This window comes from Streptomyces racemochromogenes, assembly GCF_044129415.1.
Taxonomy (GTDB): Bacteria; Actinomycetota; Actinomycetes; order Streptomycetales; family Streptomycetaceae; genus Streptomyces; species Streptomyces racemochromogenes_A.
In genome coordinates this window covers 1-18,490 of the sequence record NZ_JBBDHD010000129.1, presented here as the reverse complement: position 1 = coordinate 18,490, position 18,490 = coordinate 1, and the positions used below count along the sequence as shown (strand labels likewise).

At 73.3% G+C, this 18,490-nt stretch carries 16 protein-coding genes and 1 pseudogene; 7 read left to right on the top strand and 10 right to left on the bottom strand.

Features of this window, described 5'->3' with window-relative positions:
* Positions 1 to 867: pseudogene (locus WDV06_RS31005) on the top strand (hypothetical protein); the annotation flags it as partial.
* Positions 864 to 1,628, top strand: coding sequence for a hypothetical protein (locus tag WDV06_RS31000; RefSeq protein WP_395513125.1), 765 nt, complete (start codon positions 864 to 866; stop codon positions 1,626 to 1,628). The pseudogene WDV06_RS31005 and the gene WDV06_RS31000, both read left to right, overlap by 4 nt.
* Positions 1,629 to 1,951: 323 nt before the next feature.
* Here the strand turns inward: WDV06_RS31000 and WDV06_RS30995 are convergent, their stop codons facing one another.
* Positions 1,952 to 3,388: an FAD-dependent monooxygenase gene (locus WDV06_RS30995; protein WP_395513124.1), complete on the bottom strand. Its 1,437-nt coding sequence runs from the start codon at positions 3,386 to 3,388 to the stop codon at positions 1,952 to 1,954.
* Between the two features lie 70 nt (positions 3,389 to 3,458).
* Here WDV06_RS30995 and WDV06_RS30990 point away from each other — a divergent pair, with 70 nt between their 5' ends.
* Complete coding sequence (locus tag WDV06_RS30990) at positions 3,459 to 4,106, top strand: TetR/AcrR family transcriptional regulator C-terminal domain-containing protein (protein ID WP_395513123.1); 648 nt, start codon at positions 3,459 to 3,461, stop codon at positions 4,104 to 4,106.
* Positions 4,103 to 5,548, top strand: coding sequence for a pentapeptide repeat-containing protein (locus WDV06_RS30985; RefSeq protein WP_395513122.1), 1,446 nt, complete (start codon positions 4,103 to 4,105; stop codon positions 5,546 to 5,548). Before WDV06_RS30990 ends, WDV06_RS30985 begins: the two co-directional genes overlap by 4 nt.
* A 196-nt stretch (positions 5,549 to 5,744) precedes the next feature.
* On the opposite strand, the gene WDV06_RS30980 is transcribed toward WDV06_RS30985, so the two are convergent.
* The 4 genes from WDV06_RS30980 to WDV06_RS30965 form a co-directional block, all read right to left on the bottom strand.
* Positions 5,745 to 6,215 (bottom strand): ATP-binding protein, encoded by a 471-nt coding sequence (locus tag WDV06_RS30980; protein ID WP_395513121.1) that lies wholly within the window; start codon positions 6,213 to 6,215, stop codon positions 5,745 to 5,747.
* 334 nt (positions 6,216 to 6,549) lie between these two features.
* Positions 6,550 to 7,482 carry an acyl-CoA dehydrogenase family protein gene (locus tag WDV06_RS30975; protein ID WP_395513127.1) on the bottom strand — a complete coding sequence of 311 codons (933 nt, stop codon included), beginning with the start codon at positions 7,480 to 7,482 and terminating at the stop codon, positions 6,550 to 6,552.
* Between the two features lie 5 nt (positions 7,483 to 7,487).
* Positions 7,488 to 8,642, bottom strand: a complete 1,155-nt coding sequence (locus WDV06_RS30970; RefSeq protein WP_395513120.1) for an acyl-CoA dehydrogenase family protein — start codon at positions 8,640 to 8,642, stop codon at positions 7,488 to 7,490.
* Entirely contained in the window at positions 8,642 to 9,844 is a 1,203-nt protein-coding gene (locus tag WDV06_RS30965) for an amidohydrolase family protein (protein WP_395513119.1), read from the bottom strand. The genes WDV06_RS30970 and WDV06_RS30965 overlap by 1 nt, the downstream gene beginning before the upstream one ends.
* Positions 9,845 to 9,985: 141 nt before the next feature.
* Between WDV06_RS30965 and WDV06_RS30960 the strand changes: the two genes are divergently transcribed.
* The gene (locus WDV06_RS30960; RefSeq protein ID WP_395513118.1) at positions 9,986 to 11,554 is read left to right on the top strand and encodes an AMP-binding protein; all 1,569 of its coding nucleotides are present in this window, start codon (positions 9,986 to 9,988) and stop codon (positions 11,552 to 11,554) included.
* Between the two features lie 54 nt (positions 11,555 to 11,608).
* Here the strand turns inward: WDV06_RS30960 and WDV06_RS30955 are convergent, their stop codons facing one another.
* A complete protein-coding gene (locus WDV06_RS30955) occupies positions 11,609 to 12,835 on the bottom strand; it encodes a maleylpyruvate isomerase N-terminal domain-containing protein (protein WP_395513117.1) in 1,227 nt (408 codons plus the stop codon).
* The gene (locus WDV06_RS30950) at positions 12,832 to 13,410 is read right to left on the bottom strand and encodes a sigma-70 family RNA polymerase sigma factor (RefSeq protein WP_042816979.1); all 579 of its coding nucleotides are present in this window, start codon (positions 13,408 to 13,410) and stop codon (positions 12,832 to 12,834) included. The genes WDV06_RS30955 and WDV06_RS30950 overlap by 4 nt, the downstream gene beginning before the upstream one ends.
* Positions 13,411 to 13,700: 290 nt before the next feature.
* Here WDV06_RS30950 and WDV06_RS30945 point away from each other — a divergent pair, with 290 nt between their 5' ends.
* Positions 13,701 to 14,216, top strand: a complete 516-nt coding sequence (locus tag WDV06_RS30945) for an EF-hand domain-containing protein (RefSeq protein WP_395513116.1) — start codon at positions 13,701 to 13,703, stop codon at positions 14,214 to 14,216.
* Positions 14,217 to 14,273: 57 nt separating this feature from the next.
* On the opposite strand, the gene purU is transcribed toward WDV06_RS30945, so the two are convergent.
* Both purU and WDV06_RS30935 read right to left on the bottom strand, forming a co-directional pair.
* A complete protein-coding gene (gene purU, locus WDV06_RS30940; RefSeq protein WP_395513115.1) occupies positions 14,274 to 15,152 on the bottom strand; it encodes a formyltetrahydrofolate deformylase in 879 nt (292 codons plus the stop codon).
* Positions 15,153 to 15,180: 28 nt separating this feature from the next.
* On the bottom strand, positions 15,181 to 15,627 hold the full coding sequence (locus WDV06_RS30935) for an SCO4402 family protein (RefSeq protein ID WP_395513126.1): 447 nt from the start codon (positions 15,625 to 15,627) through the stop codon (positions 15,181 to 15,183).
* Between the two features lie 196 nt (positions 15,628 to 15,823).
* On the opposite strand from WDV06_RS30935, the gene WDV06_RS30930 reads away from it, so the two are divergent.
* Positions 15,824 to 17,221, top strand: coding sequence for an ABC transporter substrate-binding protein (locus WDV06_RS30930; protein WP_395513114.1), 1,398 nt, complete (start codon positions 15,824 to 15,826; stop codon positions 17,219 to 17,221).
* 18 nt (positions 17,222 to 17,239) lie between these two features.
* Here the strand turns inward: WDV06_RS30930 and WDV06_RS30925 are convergent, their stop codons facing one another.
* Positions 17,240 to 18,004, bottom strand: coding sequence for a hypothetical protein (locus WDV06_RS30925; protein ID WP_395513113.1), 765 nt, complete (start codon positions 18,002 to 18,004; stop codon positions 17,240 to 17,242).
* Between the last annotated feature and the right edge of the window lie 486 nt (positions 18,005 to 18,490).

Sequence of the window (18,490 nt, the reverse complement as noted above, 5' to 3'; positions counted from 1 at the left end):
AACAGCCACACCGAACCCGGCAACACCGGCACCACCCCCGGCCACGGCGGCACCGACACCACCCCCACCACCGGCGGCCACGGGGACACCACCCCGACCGGCGGCCACGGCGACGGCCCGTCCACCGGCGGCGGCCACGGCGACGGCCCGTCCATCCCCCACCAGGGCGACGGCCCGGGCGGCTCCCTCCCCGACGCCCCCCACGGCGGTCCCGGCGACGGCGTCCTGCCCGGCGGCTCCGAGCCCCGGCCGGACGGCGGCCGCTACATCGAGGAACCCACCGCCGAACACGTCAAGGCGGCGGAGTTCTACGACAAGGTCCGCGCCAACCCGGAGACCCTCGACCTCGGCGCCATCTCCCACAACACCGGAATCAGCACGAAGGTGCTGGACAGCGTCCGCACCCACTTCTTCCTCACCGAGCACGTGGTACCCGAGGGGCCCGCCCTGTCGAGGCACGGTTACTTCACGCCGCGCAGCGACATCGCGGAGATCTGGGAGGCGGCGGGCAAGCGCGAGCTCACTCCCGAAGAGGCGACGAAGTTCGAGCGCTACATCGGGCACGAGTACGTCGAGAGCCGGCTCATGGAGGCCGGGCTGCCCTATACCGTGGACGCCCCGCACCTGTGGGAGTCGTTCCAGAACGGTGACGGCCCGATCGAGTACTATCGCGACTTCCCCAGCAACCCTCATGACGCCGGCGCCCACGACCTCGCGGTGAACGAAGGCAGGGGCGGATTCAGCCAGTGGGGCAGGGCAGGGTTCGACGTACCGGACGTCCAACTGGCGCCCGACCTGTCCAACATCGATGAAGTGGTGGCGGCTCTGAAGGACGAGCTGCGCGCGAAGGGAATCGAACTCAAGTGACCGCTCGAACGGCATCGGCCGTACTGGACAGCCTCCGCACCGTGCGGTGGGCGGCCGACTGGGACTTCGCGTTCGGGCACGTCAAGTCGCGCCGCGTGCTCTTCCGCGAGTACCTGCGCCGGGCGGCCGTGTGGTCGCAGGCGTACGCGGAGGCGGAAGCCGCCTGGCCCTTCTTCGACATCACCGCGCACGCGGCGCCCGAGTTCCGCCTCCCTGCCGAGACGGAGGCCGCACTCGCGGAACTCCTCGGCCGCCTCCCCAGCGGTGAGGTCCGCGCCACCTGCGCCGGGGCCGTCCGTCTGGCCGCGCTCCGCACGCAGGACCCGGCCGCCTTCCCGGGCCTCCCCGACCTGTACGAGCCGCTGGTCCTCTTCTACGAGCGCGGCGGCGAGTTCCTCCGCGAGAGCTCCGGCGCCGTCGACCTGACGGGCGTGAGCCTCCGCCTCGGCACCCCGGGGGCGTACCGCGGCAATCCGCCCGTCACGCACCTCGGGACCACCGTCCTCGACGCCCTCGACGCCGACGGCCGGATCACGTACTACACCGCGGAGGACGGCCAGGGCCCCCTCCTCAGGCGCCGTGTGCTGCGGGGTGAACAGCGGGACGAACTGTTCACCCGCGACCTGCGCTGGGAACCGACCGACCTGGTCCCGGCAGGGGAAACGGAGCTGAAGGAGGCGGGCCTGACCGAGCTAGACGAGCTCAAGGCGGCCAGGCTCATCGGCGAGATCGTGGCGACCGTCTCCCCATCCGACAACTGACCGGCCTCGCCGGCACCTCGACGGGGTCCGGAACGGCCCGTCTCGGGGGTGGTATCCGGACGGCACTCCGAAGCTGCGGGGGACTGTCGTCAACGGCTCCGCGTCGGGCGAGTTCCTGGAATGGCATCCCCATGGCGTCCTCCCGTCCCGGAAGTTCTTCGACGACACCGTCTACTCCCTGAGGGAGGAGAGCGTCTGGGACGAGCAGGGCGATCTCGTCCGCGCATGGCGCCGCGAAGCCAATGCGGGGGGGATGACGGCATCGGGCGCTCTGGCGGCGGGCCGTCCGGGGCGGCGGTCAGCGGCGGTCGGGGCGCGCGCCGCTAGAGGCCGACGCCGGCCGCGTACGCCGCCATGCCCTCCTCTGTATCCCCCGCCCAGCCCACGTAGCCGTCGGGCCGTACGAGGAACACGCCGTCGCCGTAGGCCCCGTACGACGGGATCCGCAGCGTCCGCGCGCCCGGCAGTTCCGCCGGGGTCGCGGAGCCCACGACCAGCAGGGTCCAGTGCGTCCCGCGGTACGCGTCGAAGAGCCGGAGGCCGCCCCGGTCGCCGTCCGGGGCGCGGTCGCCGGCCCGCAGGGCTCCGTCGGCGAGGTCCGTGCGGGTCTCCACCGCCAGGGAGGAGCCCCGGTAGCCCAGGCCCAGCTGCTGCGTGGCCGCGCCGCGGCGGGCCTCGCCCCGGTGGATCCGGGTCGACAGGCCGAGCATGGCGGCTGCGACGGGCAGCCGCTCCTCCTCGTACGTGTCGAGCAGCGACTCCGGCGCTCCGCCGCCCAGTACCGCGGCCAGCTTCCAGCCCAGGTTGTACGCGTCCTGCACGCTGGTGTTGAGCCCCTGCCCGCCCGCCGGCGAGTGCACGTGCGCGGCGTCCCCGACGAGGAAGACGCGCCCCTCCCGGAACCGGTCGGCCAGCGCGGCCCGGGGCCGGAAGTCCGAGGCCCAGCGCACCTCCGTCACCTGGGCCGGGTCCAGGTGCGAGCGGGCGGCGACGACCGCGCGCAGCCCTTCGAGGGACAGGTCGACCGCCGAGCCGACGTCCTCCGGCATCTGGGCGGTGACCTGGAAGTCCTCCGTCCCGGCGAGCGGGCATACGGCGAGGAAGCCCTCGCCCTCCGCGGGCGGGAAGATGTGCCAGTGGTCGCGGTCGAGGCCGTCGACGCGGACGTCGGCCACCAGGACCGGGTGCGGGTCGACGGTCTCCCCCGTCATCCCGACCCCGAGAAGCCGCCGCACCGTGGACCGGCCGCCGTCGGCGGCGACGGCGTACCGGGCCCGCACGGGAGCGCCGGTGGCGAACTCGGCCGTCACCCCGTCCGCGTCCTGCGCGACACCCACCAGCTCCCGGCCGAAGGCGACGCGGCCACCCAGCTCGGTGAGGCGGGCGTGGAGGATCTCCTGGGTGCGCCACTGCGGCAGCATCCACGGCTCGCGGTACGGCGAGCCCTCCACCACGTCCGGCTCGTCCCACAGCTTCTGCTCGCCGAGCCGCTTCCCGTCCTTCCAGAGCATTCCCGTCGGGTAGGGGCCTCCGGCGGCCCGGACGGCCGCGCCGACCCCGAGGTCGTCGAAGACCTCCAGGGTCCGCGGCTGGATCCCCTTGCCGCGCGAGCCGGGGAACAGCCGGCCCTCGCGCTCCACGACGAGCGCCCGCACGCCCCGCCGCGCGAGGTCGACCCCGAGCGCGAGCCCGGCGGCCCCGGCGCCCACGACGAGCACATCCACAGCCCCGCCCGCGTCCACACCCGTGTCCACACCCATCACACACTCCTTAACACCGTTAAGTTGTTGCCACCCCCACCTTCCCCTTAACGCTGTTAAACTGTCAAGCGTGGCCACGCACCGAACCCCGAAGCTCGACAAGAAGCAGGCCGTCGACACCTCCCTGCGCCTCCTCAACGAGGTCGGCCTCGACGGCCTGAGCCTGCGCGCGATCGCCAAGGAACTGGACGTCCAGGCGCCCGCCCTCTACTGGCACTTCAAGAACAAGCAGGAGCTCCTCGACGAGATGGCCACGGAGATGTACCGCCGCATGACGGCGGACTTCCCCCTCTCCCCCGGCCTCTCCTGGCAGGACCGCCTGCTGACCGCCCACCGCGGTCTGCGCGCCGCGCTGCTGCGCTACCGCGACGGCGCGAAGGTCTTCAGCGGCTCCCGCTTCACCGGCACCGAGCACGCGGTCGAGATGGAGGCGAACCTCCGCGCCTTCACCGAAGCGGGCTTCACCCTCCCCCAGGCCGTCCGCGCCACCACGACGGCGTACTTCTTCACCCTCGGCTTCGTCACGGAGGAGCAGGGCGTCGAACCCCTCCCGGGCGAACGCCGCGAAGGCTTCGACGTCGCCGAACGCGCCGCCCGCCTGGCCGACTTCCCGCTCGCCGCCGAAGCCGGAGCGGACCTCTTCCAGGACTACGACGAGGGCTTCGAAGAGGGCCTCGCCCTGGTCATCGCGGGCATCGAGAAGCGGTACGGGCGGTGAACGGAACGGCGTACGGCTTCCTCACGGCCGCCGCACCCGGCCCGGACGCCCTGACCAGGGCCCTGGCCGAAGCCTTCGCGGTACCGCAGGCCCGGGTCGACGTCGCCCCGGACGGGACGGTCGACGGCCGGAACTGGGACACCGCCCTGGTCACCTGCGAGTACGAGGTGCTGCGCGCCGGCGACCTGCGCGGCATGGTGCAGGTCTACGCCACCCCGGCCGTCACCGCACCCCCCGCCCCCGAGGAGGTCGCGGCGGCGCTGGCGCGGGAGTCGGGGACCTCGGTGCTGGTCGAGTGGGGGACGGTGCCGTGGGTCCGGAAGGTGTTCCTCCCGCAGGGCTGGACCACGTACGCGGCCATCGAGGACCTGGACATAGCGCAGGACCAGCCCTGGTTCCGCGTCTACGCCACCCAGACCGGTCTCGCCGCCTTCCCCGAGGCCGAAGTGGAGGGCCTGCCCGCCACGGTGCACGGCGTCCCCGCGCACACCCCCCTCGCGGACGCCCTGGGCGAGCACCGGGACCTCCTCCACCCCTGGGAGGCCCTGATCTCCCGCATGGCCGCCGGCTGGCCCCCCGCACGCTGGTACGGCGCCGACCTGTACCGCGCCGACCTGGAGGCCCGCGACCGCCTGGAAGCCGCCCTCCCCACCCTCCCCGACGCCGTACGCACCGCCCTCACCACCCTCGACGCCCGCTTCCACGAGCTGACGATCGACGACGCCGGCGAGGAACTCGGTGCCGACCCGTCGGTCACCCCCTGGTACCGGCACCGCCGCCCGGCGGTCCTCCCCTGGCGGGTACTGCTGCCGGCCGACCCGGAGGCGGCGGACTGGCTGTGGAAGTGGGTCGAGGAAGGGGCCGAGGGGAAACCCGGCGGCGTCGACCTCTCCTCCCTGGACCTCAGCGGCGCCGATCTGTCAGGGGCGGACCTCTCCTCGTCCCTCCTCTGCGCCGTCGACCTGACCCGCACCCGCCTCCACGGCACCGACTTCCACCGCAGCAATCTCCAGAGCGCCGACCTCACCGGCGCCGACGCCACGGGCGCCTGCTTCGTCCGGGCCGACCTGGACGGCGCCGTCCTGCGCGGCACGACCCTGGACGGCGCCGACCTCACCCGGGCGGACCTCTACGGCGCCGACGCCCGCGGCGCCACCCTCCGCGGTGCGTGCCTCCTGGGCGCCACCCTCATCGACACCGACCTCCGCGGCGCGGACCTCACGGGCGCCCGGCTCGGCGAAACCAGCTTCCGGGTCACCTTGGACGACACCACCCGGGTCACGGGCCTCACCGGCACCCTCACGGGCCCCACCACCCTCACCACTCCCGCCGGGACCCCCCACCCCCTGACAGGCCCAGCCCTCGAACACTGGCTGCGCACCCGCGGCAGCAACGCCCGGGTCGTCCCACCGCGGCACCACCGACAGGCCGGAGACCCGTGACGCCGGAGGGCGGAGCATCGCCCTGCGGGGCGCACTGACCTGCGGGTGGCGGCGTGCGGCATGCACGCCCCGAGCGCGGCACGGCAGCCGCCACCCCACGACCCGCACTCGTCAAGGCACAGGACCCTTGGCGTCCCCTCGCGACGAATCGCTCACCACCAGGGTGATCAACCGGTGACGAACCGTCAACACCTCGTTAGAGGTACACGCGTGGTTCCCGTTTCAGTACGACTTTTTTCGGCGGCTTCGGTGGCGCGGCCGGACCCGCCGGGGGCTGCGCGGCCGCCCGGTCGATCTCGCACCAGATCCGCTTGCCCGCGCCCTCGCGCTGCCAGCCCCACCGGTCCGCGAGCCCGTCCACCAACTCCAGCCCGCGCCCGCCCGTGTCGTCCCCGGCGGCCTGCCGGCGGGCGGGGGCGCGGTCGCTCGCGTCGGCCACCTCCACCCGTACGCCCGGACCCCCGAAGAGCATCCGCAGGACGGCCGGACAGCCCGTGTGCACGACCGCGTTCGTGACCAGCTCGGAGATCAGCAGGATCAGCGTCTCGGCGAGCGGTTCGTCGTCCCCTATGCCGGACCCCGCCAGTCGGGACCGCGCCCACCGGCGCGCCCGGCCCACCTCGGCCGGGTCCGGTCCTACCTCCAGCTGCACCTGAAGCACCTGCACCGCTCACACCATCCGAACCGGCGGACACTTCGCCTCGCGACAGGACGGGATCACCCACTGTGATCCCCATGCCGAGCAGCATGGTTGACGTACAGTCACCGCAACAAGCGCTTCGGGCATATTCCAGCGCGAAGGATTAGGTGTGGTGCATACTGTGCGGCTACCGCGCCGCTCAACCACTCGCATCGTGGGAGCGTACCGTGGCACACCCCCGCGCCCGGGCCGTATCGGGGCGCGCGAAGGACACAAACCGATATCAACTCTCTGTAATCGGACATGAGTCCCGCGTCGTCCCTCCCGTGCCCCTGTGTCACAGGCTGCTACCCCATCGCCGTCACCCCCTCTGCGGCTCCCGCTCCCGCTCCGGCCGCGATTCCTCCGCGAGGCGGGCCGCCAGGAGTTCCTCCGACTCCGCCGCGGTGTGCCACTGCTCCGCCCGCACCCACGCCCGCTTCAGGTGCAGGTGCACGTCCGCCTCCCAGGTGAAGCCCATCCCGCCGTGGACCTGGAGGCAGTCCCGGGCCCCGCGCACCGCCGCCTCGTCCGCGAGGAGCTTCGCCGCGGCGATCTCGGCCGCGTCACCGGTCACCGCCGCCGCGTACACCGCCGTACGGGCCACCTCGGCGCGCACCAGCATCTGCGCGCACAGGTGCTTGACGGCCTGGAAGCCCCCGATCGGCTGCCCGAACTGCTCGCGCTCCCCCGCGTGGCGCACCGCAAGCTCCACCGTCCGCAGCGCGCTGCCCAGTTGGAGCGCCGCCGTCAGCAGCGTGCCCGCCTCCCGGAACTCCGGCGGGAGCACCCCCGCGGACCGCCACAGCGGGGTCAGCGGGTCCACCGAGCGGACCGGCTCGCCGGCCGGGAGCCCCGGCGCCCCCAGGACGGCGTCCGCCTCCCCCAGGTACGCCACCAGCGGCCCGCCGAGGTCGAAGGCCGTCACGACCGCCGAGCCGGACGCGGCCCCCGGGACCACTCCGGCCGCCAGGTGCGTCGCCACCAGGGGCCCCGGCAGCAGCGCCCGGCCGGCCTCCTCGAAGACGAGCACCGCCTCCGGCAGGCCCAGCCCCACCCCGCCCTCGGACTCCGGGAGCCGCAGGGAGAAGAACCCGGCCTCGCCCAGCTCCCGCCAGAGCCCCCGGTCCACGACCGCCCCCGCCCCCGACTCCGGCACCGACTCCCTCAGCGCCTCCCGCCCGTACCGCCGCGCGAGCATCGCGCGGACGCCGGCCCGCAGGTCCCGCTGGTCCTCCGTCAGCCGGAAGTCCACGACGCTCACCGCCCCTTCGGCAGGCCGAGGATCCGCTCGGCCACGATGTTCCGCTGGATCTGCGAGGTTCCCGCCGCGATCGTGTAGGAGAGCGACGACAGCCGCTCCAGGGTCCACTCCTCCTCCAGCGACAGCGCCCCGGCCCCCAGCACCTCCGCGGCCGCGTCGTACAGCTCCTGCCGCGCGTGCGAGTAGGCCAGCTTGAAGACGCTGCCCCCGGTGCCGGGGACCCCGCCCGAGCCCTGTGCCTCGCTGACGTTCCACTGCGTGAGCCGCCACAGCGCGCCGAACTCCCCGTACAGCCGGCCCAGCCGGCGTCGCAGCACCGGGTCGTCCCAGCGGCCGTTCGCCCGGGCCGCCCGGGCCAGCGCGCCCAGCGTCCGCCGGCAGGCGACGACCTCCCCGACGAAGGCGGTGCCCCGCTCGAAGGACAGGGTCACCATCGTGACCCTCCAGCCGTCGTTCTCGGCGCCGACCCGGTTGGCGACCGGCACCCGGACCTCGTCCAGGAACACCTCCGCGAACTCGGCCGACCCGGCGAGGGTGCGCAGGGGCCGGACCGTGACCCCGGGCGCGTCCATCGGCATGGCCAGCCAGGAGATCCCGCGGTGCTTGGGCGCGGCCGGGTCCGTCCGTACGAGCAGCTCGCACCAGTCGGCGACCTCCGCGTGGGAGGTCCAGATCTTCGAGCCGGTGACCACGTACACGTCCCCGTCGCGCACCGCCCGGGTGCGCAGGGCCGCCAGGTCGGAGCCGGCGCCCGGCTCGCTGAACCCCTGGCACCACACCTCGTCGCCGCGCAGCACCGGCGGCAGCCAGCGCGCCCGCTGCTCGGCGGTGCCCTCGGCGGCGATCGTCGGCCCGGCGTGCAGCAGTCCGACGAAGTTCGCGCCGACGTAGGGGGCGCCGGCGCGCTCGGTCTCCTCCAGGAAGATGAGGTGCTGGGTCGGGGTGGCGCCCCGTCCGCCGGCGTCGACGGGCCAGTGCAGGCCCGCGTACCCGGCGTCGTGGAGCCGGCGCTGCCAGCCGAGGTCGTAGGCGCGCCGGGCGGGCCAGTCGTCGGGCGAGGGCTTGGCGGGCAGCTCGGGCAGCACCTTGGCGAGCCACTCCCGCAGCCGGGCCCGGAACTCCCGCTCCTCCTGCGTGTACGCCAGGTCCATCAGCGGTCCTGGTCGAAGGACAGGCCGAGCATGCGGATGGCGTTGCCGCGCATCAGCTTGTAGACGGTCTCGTCGTCCAGGCCCGCGACGTGGTCGAGGGCGACCTCCTTGGTGTGCGGGAAGGTCGAGTCCACGTGCGGGTAGTCGGTCTCGAAGGTGGCGTTGTCGCGGCCGACGACGTCCAGCGAGGCGATGCCGTGCTTGTCGCGGAAGAAGCAGCAGTAGATCTGCCGGTAGTAGTACGTGGACGGCGGCTCGGGGATCAGGCCGCGGACCCCGCCCCATGCCCGGTGCTCCCGCCAGACGTCGTCCGCGCGCTCCAGGGCGTACGGGATCCATCCCATCTGGCCCTCGCTGTAGGCGAGCTTCAGCGCGGGGAACTTCACCAGGACCCCGCTGAAGAGGAAGTCCATCATCGAGGCCATGGCGTTGTTGAAGCTGAGCGAGGCCTGGACGGCGGGCGGGGCGTCCGGGGAGGCGGCGGGCATCTGGGACGAGGACCCGATGTGCATGTTCACGACCGTGCCGGTCTCCTGGCAGGCGGCGAAGAAGGGGTCCCAGTAGCCGGAGTGGATGGACGGCAGCCCCAGGTGGGTGGGGATCTCGGAGAAGGTCACGGCGCGGACCCCGCGGGCGGCGTTGCGGCGGATCTCGGAGACGGCGAGGTCGACGTCCCACAGGGGGATGATGCACAGCGGGATCAGCCGGCCGCCGCTGTCGCCGCACCACTCCTCGACCATCCAGTCGTTGTACGCGCGCACGCAGGCGAGGGCGACCTCCTTGTCCTCGGCCTCGGCGAAGGTCTGCCCGCAGAAGCGCGGGAAGGTGGGGAAGCAGAGGGAGGCCTCGACGTGGTTGAGGTCCATGTCGAGGAGGCGCGCCTTGGGGTCCCAGCAGCCGCGGCGCATCTCGGCGCGGGTGATCCCCTCCAGGGTCATGTCGTCGCGGTCGAAGCCGACCGCGGCGATGTTGCGCTTGTACGGGAACTTCAGGTCCTCGTAGATCCACCAGTCGGTCGGCGGCCCGTCGGGGTCCATGGAGATCACGTACTTGCCGCCGGTGTACTCCAGCGCGCCGATGCCGGCGGTGAGGGGCCGGGGGCCGCGGTCGCGGTACTTCGCGGGCAGCCACACGTCGAAGAGGTGGGCGGGCTCGATCACGTGGTCGTCGACGCTGATGATCCGAGGCAGTTCCAGTGCCATGCGAGCTCCCCAATCTGATGGATCGTCAGAAACAAGCTAGCCCCGCCACCCCTGGACCGACAAGCGCCGGAGCCCTACGCTCTGCCCTTGATCTGACTGACCGTCAGTTGATGTGGGCGGCGCGCCCAGGGGAGGTCCGAGATGACGACGACGGACAGCGCGGCGAGGGACGTCGCCACGGAACTCGGCCGCTCCCGCACCCTCTGGGAGCTGATCTCCCGCCGCGCCGCCCTCACCCCCGACGCCCCGGCCCTCATCGAGGCCGCCGAGGACCCCGCCGCCGACCGCACCCTCACCTTCGGCGCCCTGCGCGACCGGGCCGAACGCGTCGCCGCCGGCCTTCACGACCGGGGCGTACGCCCCGGCACCGTCGTCGCCTGGCAGCTCCCGACCCGTATCGAGACGGTCCTGCTGTCGGCCGCCCTCGCCCGCGTCGGGGCCGTGCAGTCGCCCGTGATCCCCTTCTACCGCGACCGCGAGGTCGCCTTCGCCCTGCGCGAGTCCGGCGCCGAGTTCTTCGCCGTACCCGGCACCTGGCGCGGCTTCGACCACACCGCGATGGCCGCCCGCCTCGGCGCGCGCGGGGTCTTCGAGGCGTACGGGGACCTCCCCGACGGCGACCCGGCCGTCCTGCCCCCGCCGCCCGCCGACGGCACCTCCGTCCGCTGGATCTACTGGACCTCCGGCACCACCTCCGACCCCAAGGGCGTCCTGCACACCGACCGCTCCCTGATCGCCGGCGGCTCCTGCCTCGCCCACGCCCTGTGCCTGACCCCGTCCGACGTCGGCTCGATGGCCTTCCCGTACGCGCACATAGCCGGGCCCGACTACACGGTGATGCTGCTCCTGTACGGGTTCCCGGCGGTGCTCTTCGAGAAGTTCGCGATGCCCGGGGCCCTGGACGGCTACCGCCGCCACCGGGTCACCATCGCCGGCGGCTCCACCGCCTTCTACTCCCTCTTCCTCGCCGAACAGCGCAAGGACCCCGCCGTGCCCCTCATTCCGAGCCTGCGCCTGCTCGCGGGCGGCGGCGCCCCCAAGCCGCCGGAGATCTACCACGCGGTGGTGCGCGAACTGGGATGCCAGCTCACCCACGGCTACGGCATGACCGAGGTCCCGATGATCACCATGGGCTCCCCGGACGACACCCCGGAGAACCTCGCCACCACCGAGGGCCGCCCCCCGGAGGGCATGTCCGTCCGGATCACCGCCCCCGACGGCACCCCCCTGCCCGCCGGCGCGGACGGCGAGGTCCGCCTGCGCGGCGAGGCCGTCTGCCAGGGCTACCTCGGGCAGGAGGACGCCCCAGGGGTCTTCGACGCCGACGGCTACCTGATCACCGGCGACCTCGGCCACCTCACGCCCTCGGGCCACCTGGTCCTCACCGGCCGCAGCAAGGACGTGATCATCCGCAAGGGCGAGAACATCTCGGCGAAGGAGATCGAGGACCTGCTCCACCAGCTCCCCGGCGTCGGCGACGTGGCCGTCATCGGCCTGCCCGACGAGGAGCGCGGCGAACGCGTCTGCGCCGTGGTCGAGCAGCCGCCGGGCGCGGCCCCGCTGACCCTGCCCCAGGTGACCGCCCACCTCCGCGCACAGGGCCTGTCCCCCCACAAGCTCCCCGAACAGCTGGAGCTGGTCGACGCCCTGCCGCGCAACGACGCCCTGCGCAAGGTCCTCAAGTACCGCCTGCGCGAGCGCTACTCCTGAGCCCGGCCCCGGCCCGGGGCGGACCCGGCCCCGGATCCGCCCCCGCGCGTGCGCCTACAGACGGCTCAGCGACGCCGCCGCGAACAGGACGTCGCGGATCGCCTCCCGGTCGCCGGTCTGGCCGACCGCCGCGTCCTCCGGGGAGATGTGCCCGGCGGCCAGCTGGCAGAACTCCAGGCCGTCCAGCGCGACCTCCGCCACCGTGTGCTCCCGCGAGGGCTTCGCCGCCGGGGAGTCCAGGGCGATGTCCCATCCGCCCCCGCCCGCACCCTCGATCTCCAGGTGCAGGGTGCGCCCCGGAGCCCCCGCCGCGACCAGCCCGCGCGCCGGGGCCGCCAGGCCCGAGCGGCGGCGGCCGGCCAGGGCGCCGGGCAGCAGCCGGGCGGCGAGGTCGATCATGCGGTGCAGGTGCGGGCCGGACGGCGGCTCGTACGGGTAGTCCACCGCCTCCGCGATGTCCCAGGCGTGCACCCAGCACTCGAAGGCGCGCTCCAGGAAGGCGTCCCCGAGGGGCAGCGCGAAGGCCCCGTAGTCCACGGCCAGCTCGGCCACGCCCCGTCCCGCGAAGGAGACCGTACGCACCAGGGTGTGCCCCTGCTCCCGCCAGGGTTCGCGGACCTTCCGGGTCGCCGGTGCGGTGGGGGAGTTCCAGAAGTGCTCGGTGCGGCCGGTGGGACCTCCCGGCGGTGCCTGCGGGCCGAGCGGATCGTCCAGGCCCAGCGCGGTGGCCACGAGCTCGTCCACCGTGAGCAGGTGTCCGATCACCCCCGCCACCGTGGTGCGGTGGCTGCGCCGGCGCTCCTCCTCGAACCACTTGAGCCGCACCGGGGTGTCCCACTCGGACTCCCCGAAGTCCCGCAGCAGGGCGTCCAGCCGCGCGGTCTCCGTGTCGTACGGGGTCGCCCACACCGGTACGGGGATCCGTGCCGGGCGCTTGCCCAGGCAGTCCTCCAGCACCCGCGAGCGCAGCAGCGGCTTCAGGTCGAGGCTCTCCTCGGGGTGCAGCAGCCCGACGGCGTCACGCAGCCGCAGCGCCTCCTCGGCGCAGGGCGCGCACTCGGTGAGGTGGTCCTCGACCGCCTGGGTCTCCTCGGCGGAACACGCGGCCAGCGCCCACGCCCCGAGCAGGGACTTCAGTACGGCGTGCGAGGGCGGCGGGGGCGGCAGGACCTCGGGCGCTTCCAGGTCGTCACCGGCCGCGCGCGGACCCGGTATCCGCGCGGATCCGCCCGCCCGGGGCTCGTGCGCGTCGTCGGGGGTTTCATCGGTGGGTCCGGTCATCGGGTGGTTCCGTATCCGCGTGGGCCGTATCCGGGCGGGGCGGTGTCCTCCCTCGGGAGGACGTTGGCGGTCGACAGCAGCTGGAGCCCGAGACGCAGCCGACGCCGCGCCTCGTCCTCGCTGATCTGCAGGTCGGCGGCGGCCTGCCGGTAGTCGCGGCGCTTGAAGTACGCGAGTTCCAGGGCGGCCCGCAGCGGCGCGGGCATGGAGGTGACGATGTAGTCGGCGCGGGCGGCGGCGTTGGCGCTGCGCACCTTCTGTTCGAGTTCCTCGCGCGAGCCCCGGCCCAGTTCGGCCTGGCGCAGCCGGGCGACGGCCTGCCCCTGGGTGATCCGGGCGACCCAGGAGCGCATGGAGCCCTGCTTGGGGTCGTAGGCGTCGGGGTTCTCCCAGATGTAGCCGAAGACCTCGCGGGTGATGCGGTCGGCGGCCTTCTCGTCGCCGAGCACCCGGTGGGCGAGGCTGTGCACGAGGGAGGCGAACCGGTCGTAGAGCTCCCCGAGCGCGGCGGCCTCACCGCGGGCGAGACGCTGCTGCATGCGGCGGTCCCAGCGCGGTGGTACGTCCTTCGCCATGGTGCCTCCAGCCGTGTGTCGACCCGTCAAATGTAGTCGCCACCGGCTGGAGCGCGCCTGTTTTGGGGGAACCTCCCTCATAGGCGCACACCCCGTGCTAGCGGGATCCTCCCCGCCGGTCGTCCGTACACGCGTACGCGCCCCGCCGCGCTCCCCGTGCGCGGGTTCGATGCGGCCACCTCGTTGACCGCTCGGCTTAACGCGCAGGCCATCGAGGCCTTACGCTCCTGCCTGACTTGATCTGCACCTCAAGTGCACCCCAACGCACATGTGAAGGCGGAACGCCGCATATGGACAGCGCAGAGTACGAGCGCAAGATCGCCTCCCGATTCGCCACCTTCGACCAGGACGGATCCGGCTACATCGACCGCGAGGACTTCAGTACGGCCGCCAGGGCGGTGCTGGCCGAATTCGGTGTCACGGCCCGATCGGACCGGGGCCAGGCCGTGTTCGCCGGCGCCGAGGCGTTCTGGCAGGGCCTGGCCGGCATCGCCGACGTGGACGGCGACCAGCGGGTGTCGCGCGAGGAGTTCGTCACCGGGGCCGCGAAGCGGCTGCGGGACAACCCGCAGCGGTTCGCGGAGATCGCCCGGCCGTTCCTCGCGGCGGTGGTCGCCGTGGCGGACGACACCGGCACGGGCGCGACCCCGGAGGCGGCGGCCCGCGTCCTGCGCGTCCTGGGCACCGCCCCGGAGCTGGCGGTCCACGTGGCCGCGGCCCTGGACGCGGACGGCGACGGCCGCATCGGCGAGGAGGAGATCCTCACCGCCTTCGCCGCCTACTGCGGCGTCGACCCGGACGCCTGACGCGGCCCGCTCCGCGGGGTCCGGGGGCGGCGCCCCCGGACCCCGCGGGGGCCGGCTTCACGCGAAGACGACCGTGCGGGCCCCGTTCAGCAGGACCCGGTGCTCGCTGTGCCACTTCACGGCCCGCGCCAGCGCCTGGCACTCCACGTCCCGCCCGATCGCGACCAGCTGGTCCGGGGTGACCTCGTGCCCGACCCGCTCGACCTCCTGCTCGATGATCGGCCCCTCGTCGAGGTCGGCCGTCACGTAGTGCGCGGTCGCGCCGATCAGCTTCACACCGCGCGCGTGCGCCTGGTGGTAGGGCTTGGCGCCCTTGAAGCTCGGCAGGAAGGAGTGGTGGATGTTGATGATCCGCCCGCTCAGCTCCTTGCACAGGGTGTCCGACAGCACCTGCATGTAGCGGGCCAGCACCACCAGCTCGACCTTCTCCGCACGCACCAGCTCCAGCAGCTGCGCCTCGGCCGCGGCCTTGGTGTCCTTGGTCACCGGGATGTGCACGAAGGGGATGTCGTACGAGCCGACCAGCTCGGCGAAGTCGGTGTGGTTCGAGACCACCGCCGCGATCTCCACCGGCAGCGCGCCGATGCTCGCGCGGAAGAGCAGGTCGTTCAGGCAGTGGCCGAACTTCGACACCATCAGCACGATCCGCATGCGCTCGTCGGAGCGGTGGATCTGCCAGTCCATCCGGAAGCTGTCGCCGATGGCGGCGAAGCTGGCGCGCAGCTTCTCCAGCGTCACCTCCGGCTCGGCCTCGAAGTGCACCCGCATGAAGAAGAGCCCGGTCTCCCGGTCTCCGAACTGCTGGCTGTCCACGATGTTGCAGCCGGTCATGAACAGGTAACTGGACACGGCGTGCACGATGCCCTGCTTGTCGGGGCAGGACACGGTCAGGACGTACTGGGGCAGGGGCTGGGCCCCGGGCTGCGGGTCGCTCATGACCCCATAGCCTTTCACACCGCGCACGTCACACCACGCGCGTGAGGATCCTCAGCACTTCGACGGAGCTCGGCCGCTCGTCCGGGTCCTCCCCGTCGGCGGCGGACATCCGTACGTGCGCCTCGCGCGCCGCCCGGACCGCCTCGGGCCAGGCGGGGTGCTCCAGGTAGGCGGTCACGGGCGCGTCCGGGCCGACCTGGTGCAGGATCCGCAGCACCCGCAGCACGGCGAGGTCGACCAGGGCCGCCTCCTGGGCATCGCGGAAGATCGTGCCGATGTACTTGTCCGCGGACCAGCTGTCGAGCCAGGTGTCCTCGACGAGCCGGTACACGGCGTCGGTGACGTCCCCGTACCCTTCGACTCCGGCGAGCCAGACCTCCTCCTGGAAGGCGGGGTCGGAGAGCATGTGCAGCGCCGAGCGCACGTTGCTGCGCCAGCGCCACCACGGCATGTCGTTGAGGGGCATGCCGCCCATGGTGGAGGAGCGGCCGCCGCGGCGGGAAGAGTTCTTCGAACCTTGGGCGAATGTCACGCTTTCGATCGTACGTTCCCCACAAATGCGATCTTGACGCACCTATCCGCACCCCGCCCCCGGCCGTTCACCTGGGTGTCACCGGATGTTGTGTGCACCTCGGCACCGAGTTACCCCTGTGGCGGAATGGTCGTGGGACATGACCAAATGCCGACGCGCAACCACCTTGACCCGACTGCTCGTTACCGCGGCGACAGGTGCGTGTCTCACCACAGCGTGCGGGGTGCTCCCCGGCAGCCCGGAGAACTCCGGGGACACCCTCACGGTCATGACGTTCGCTCCGATGGGAACCAAAGCCACCAACATGCCCGGAATGCCCGGCATGGCCAAGGCGTACGAACGCTGGATCAACGCCAACGGTGGCATCAAGGGCCGCAAACTGCGCGTCCTGACCTGCAACGAGAAGAACACCGCGACCGGCGCCGCCGACTGCGCCCGCGAGGCCATCACCAAGAAGGCGGTGGCCGTCGTCGGCTCCTACAGCCAGCACGGGCGCGCCTTCATGGCCCCGCTGGAGGCCGAGGGGATCCCCTTCATCGGCGGATACGGGGTATCGCCGGAGGAGTTCCAGAGCACCCTGTCCTACCCGGTCAACGGCGGCCAGCCCGCCCTGCTCGCGGGCGCCGGCCACCAGCTCGGCAAGGCCTGCTCCCAGGTGTCCCTGGTCCGCCCGGACACCCTCGCCGGGGACACCCTGCCGGTGCTGCTGAACGCCGGGCTGAAGGCCAGCGGCACCCCGGAGGCCTCCGACATCCGGGCGGCCGAGGACGCCGCCGACCTGACGCCGCAGGCCCGCGAGGCCCTGTCCGACGCCGGCCCGGGCGGGGGCGGCGCCAAGGACGCGGGCGCCGCGCCGCCGCCGGCGGCCAAGGGGGACGGGCCGTCCAGGGGGACGACGGCCCCGAGCCCCTCCGGCTCGGCCGCCGCGAAGGGTTCGTCCCCGTCCTCCAAGAGCTGCGTCACGGCGGTGCTCGGCGAGCGCACCGAGACCTTCTTCGACGCCTTCCGCCGCGCCGACTCCACCCTCCACAGGAACCCGCAGATCTCCTCCGTCCTCGGCAGCGTCAGCCAGGCCCTGGTCGACCGGACCGGCGGCAAGGAGAGCCCCTTCGAGGGCGCGTACGTCACCAGCTGGTACCCCGTCTCGACGGACCCGCTGTGGGCGCCGATGCGCAAGGTGATCAGCGACGACGCCTTCGGCGACAACACCGTCGAGGCCGACGACAGCGGGGCGCAGACCACCTGGATCGCCTACACGGTGCTCAACCAGGTCGTCCAGAGGTTCAAGGCCGACGAGGAGGTCACGGGCCGCAAGCTGGCCCGGGCGCTCAACGAGTCCTCGGGCATCGGCACCGGCAACCTCACCCCGGAGCTGAGCTGGCGCTACCAGGACATGCGGGCGGTGGCCGGCTTCCCGCGGCTGGTGAACGGCCGGGTCAGCTTCCAGGTCGTCCAGCAGGGCCGGCTCGTCGCCCAGCTCGGTGAGCAGGACGTGGACGTGACCTCGGTCCTGGAGTCGGCCCCGCGCTCGGCGTAGCCGCCCCAGGCGTGGCCGCTACAGCTGGGTCGTGTCGCGGCGGGTCAGCCCGTATTTGGCGGCGATCGTGTTCCACAGGGTCGCCGCCGAGTCCTTCGCCCGGGTGGCCTCGGCGCTCGACTTGTTGCCGTCGGCGGCGGCGTCGGTGGGCTTGGCCTTGCCGTCCTTGCAGCCGCCCTTGTCGTGGCCGGCGTCGTCCGCCCAGTCCGCGTAGCTGTTGTCCGCGTCCGCCGAGGCGTTCCAGGCCTTGGTGAGGGCGGCCGTGAGGCGGCCGTGGTTCGGCAGCAGGTCCGTCTTGAGGTCCGAGAGCCGGGTGACCAGCTCGTCGCGCTGGCGGGCGGCGTCGCGGAGATCCTGGGCCGCCTGGCCGAGGTTCTTGCAGTCCTTGATGTCCTCCACGGCCTTGATCACCGCGGTCCGGCTGTCGTTGGCGTCCGCGAGCAGCTTGTCCAGCTGGACGGCCTGCGGGCGTGCCGGATCCACCGGCGCGGTCCCGCCCGGCGCGTCGGCCGCGCTCGACCCTTCGGCCTTCGGGGGCACGGCGGCGGGGTCGTTGTTCTGCGCCTTGCCGTCGCCGAGCAGCGCACCCACCCCGAGCCCGGCCACGGCCAGCCCGAAGACCGCGGCGGCGATGACCGCGGGCGGGATCCGGCGCGCGGGCGCCGGCGGGGGCGGGGGCGGAGCCTGGAACTGCTGCGGCGGGGGCGCGAACTGCGGCTGGGGCTGCGGGCGGCGCGGCGCGCGCCGCTGCGGCTCGGCGGGCGGCGGCGTCCGCCGGGCCACCGGCTCGGTGACGGGCGGCAGCTGCTGCGTATGCCCGGCGCCCGCGTCCCCGCCCTCGTCCCGGAACAGCCCGTCGAACCCGTCCCCGGCCGCCCCGGCCCCGGCGGCGGGCCCGGGACCGGCGGGAACGGGCGGGATGTACTGCGTGGCGGCATCAGCGGCGCCACCGCCCGGACCCGCAGGAACGGGCGGAATGTACTGCGTCGCGGCGTCACCCGCACCACCGCCCGGACCCGCGGGAACGGGCGGAATGTACTGCGTGGCCGCATCACCCGCACCACCACCCGGACCCGCAGGAACCGGCGGAATGTACTGCGTGGCCGCATCACCCGCACCACCACCCGGACCCGCAGGAACCGGCGGAATGTACTGCGTCGCGGCATCAGCGGCGCCACCGGCCGGACCCGCGGGAACGGGCGGAATGTACTGCGTCGCGGCGTCACCCGCACCACCGCCCGGACCCGCGGGAACGGGCGGAATGTACTG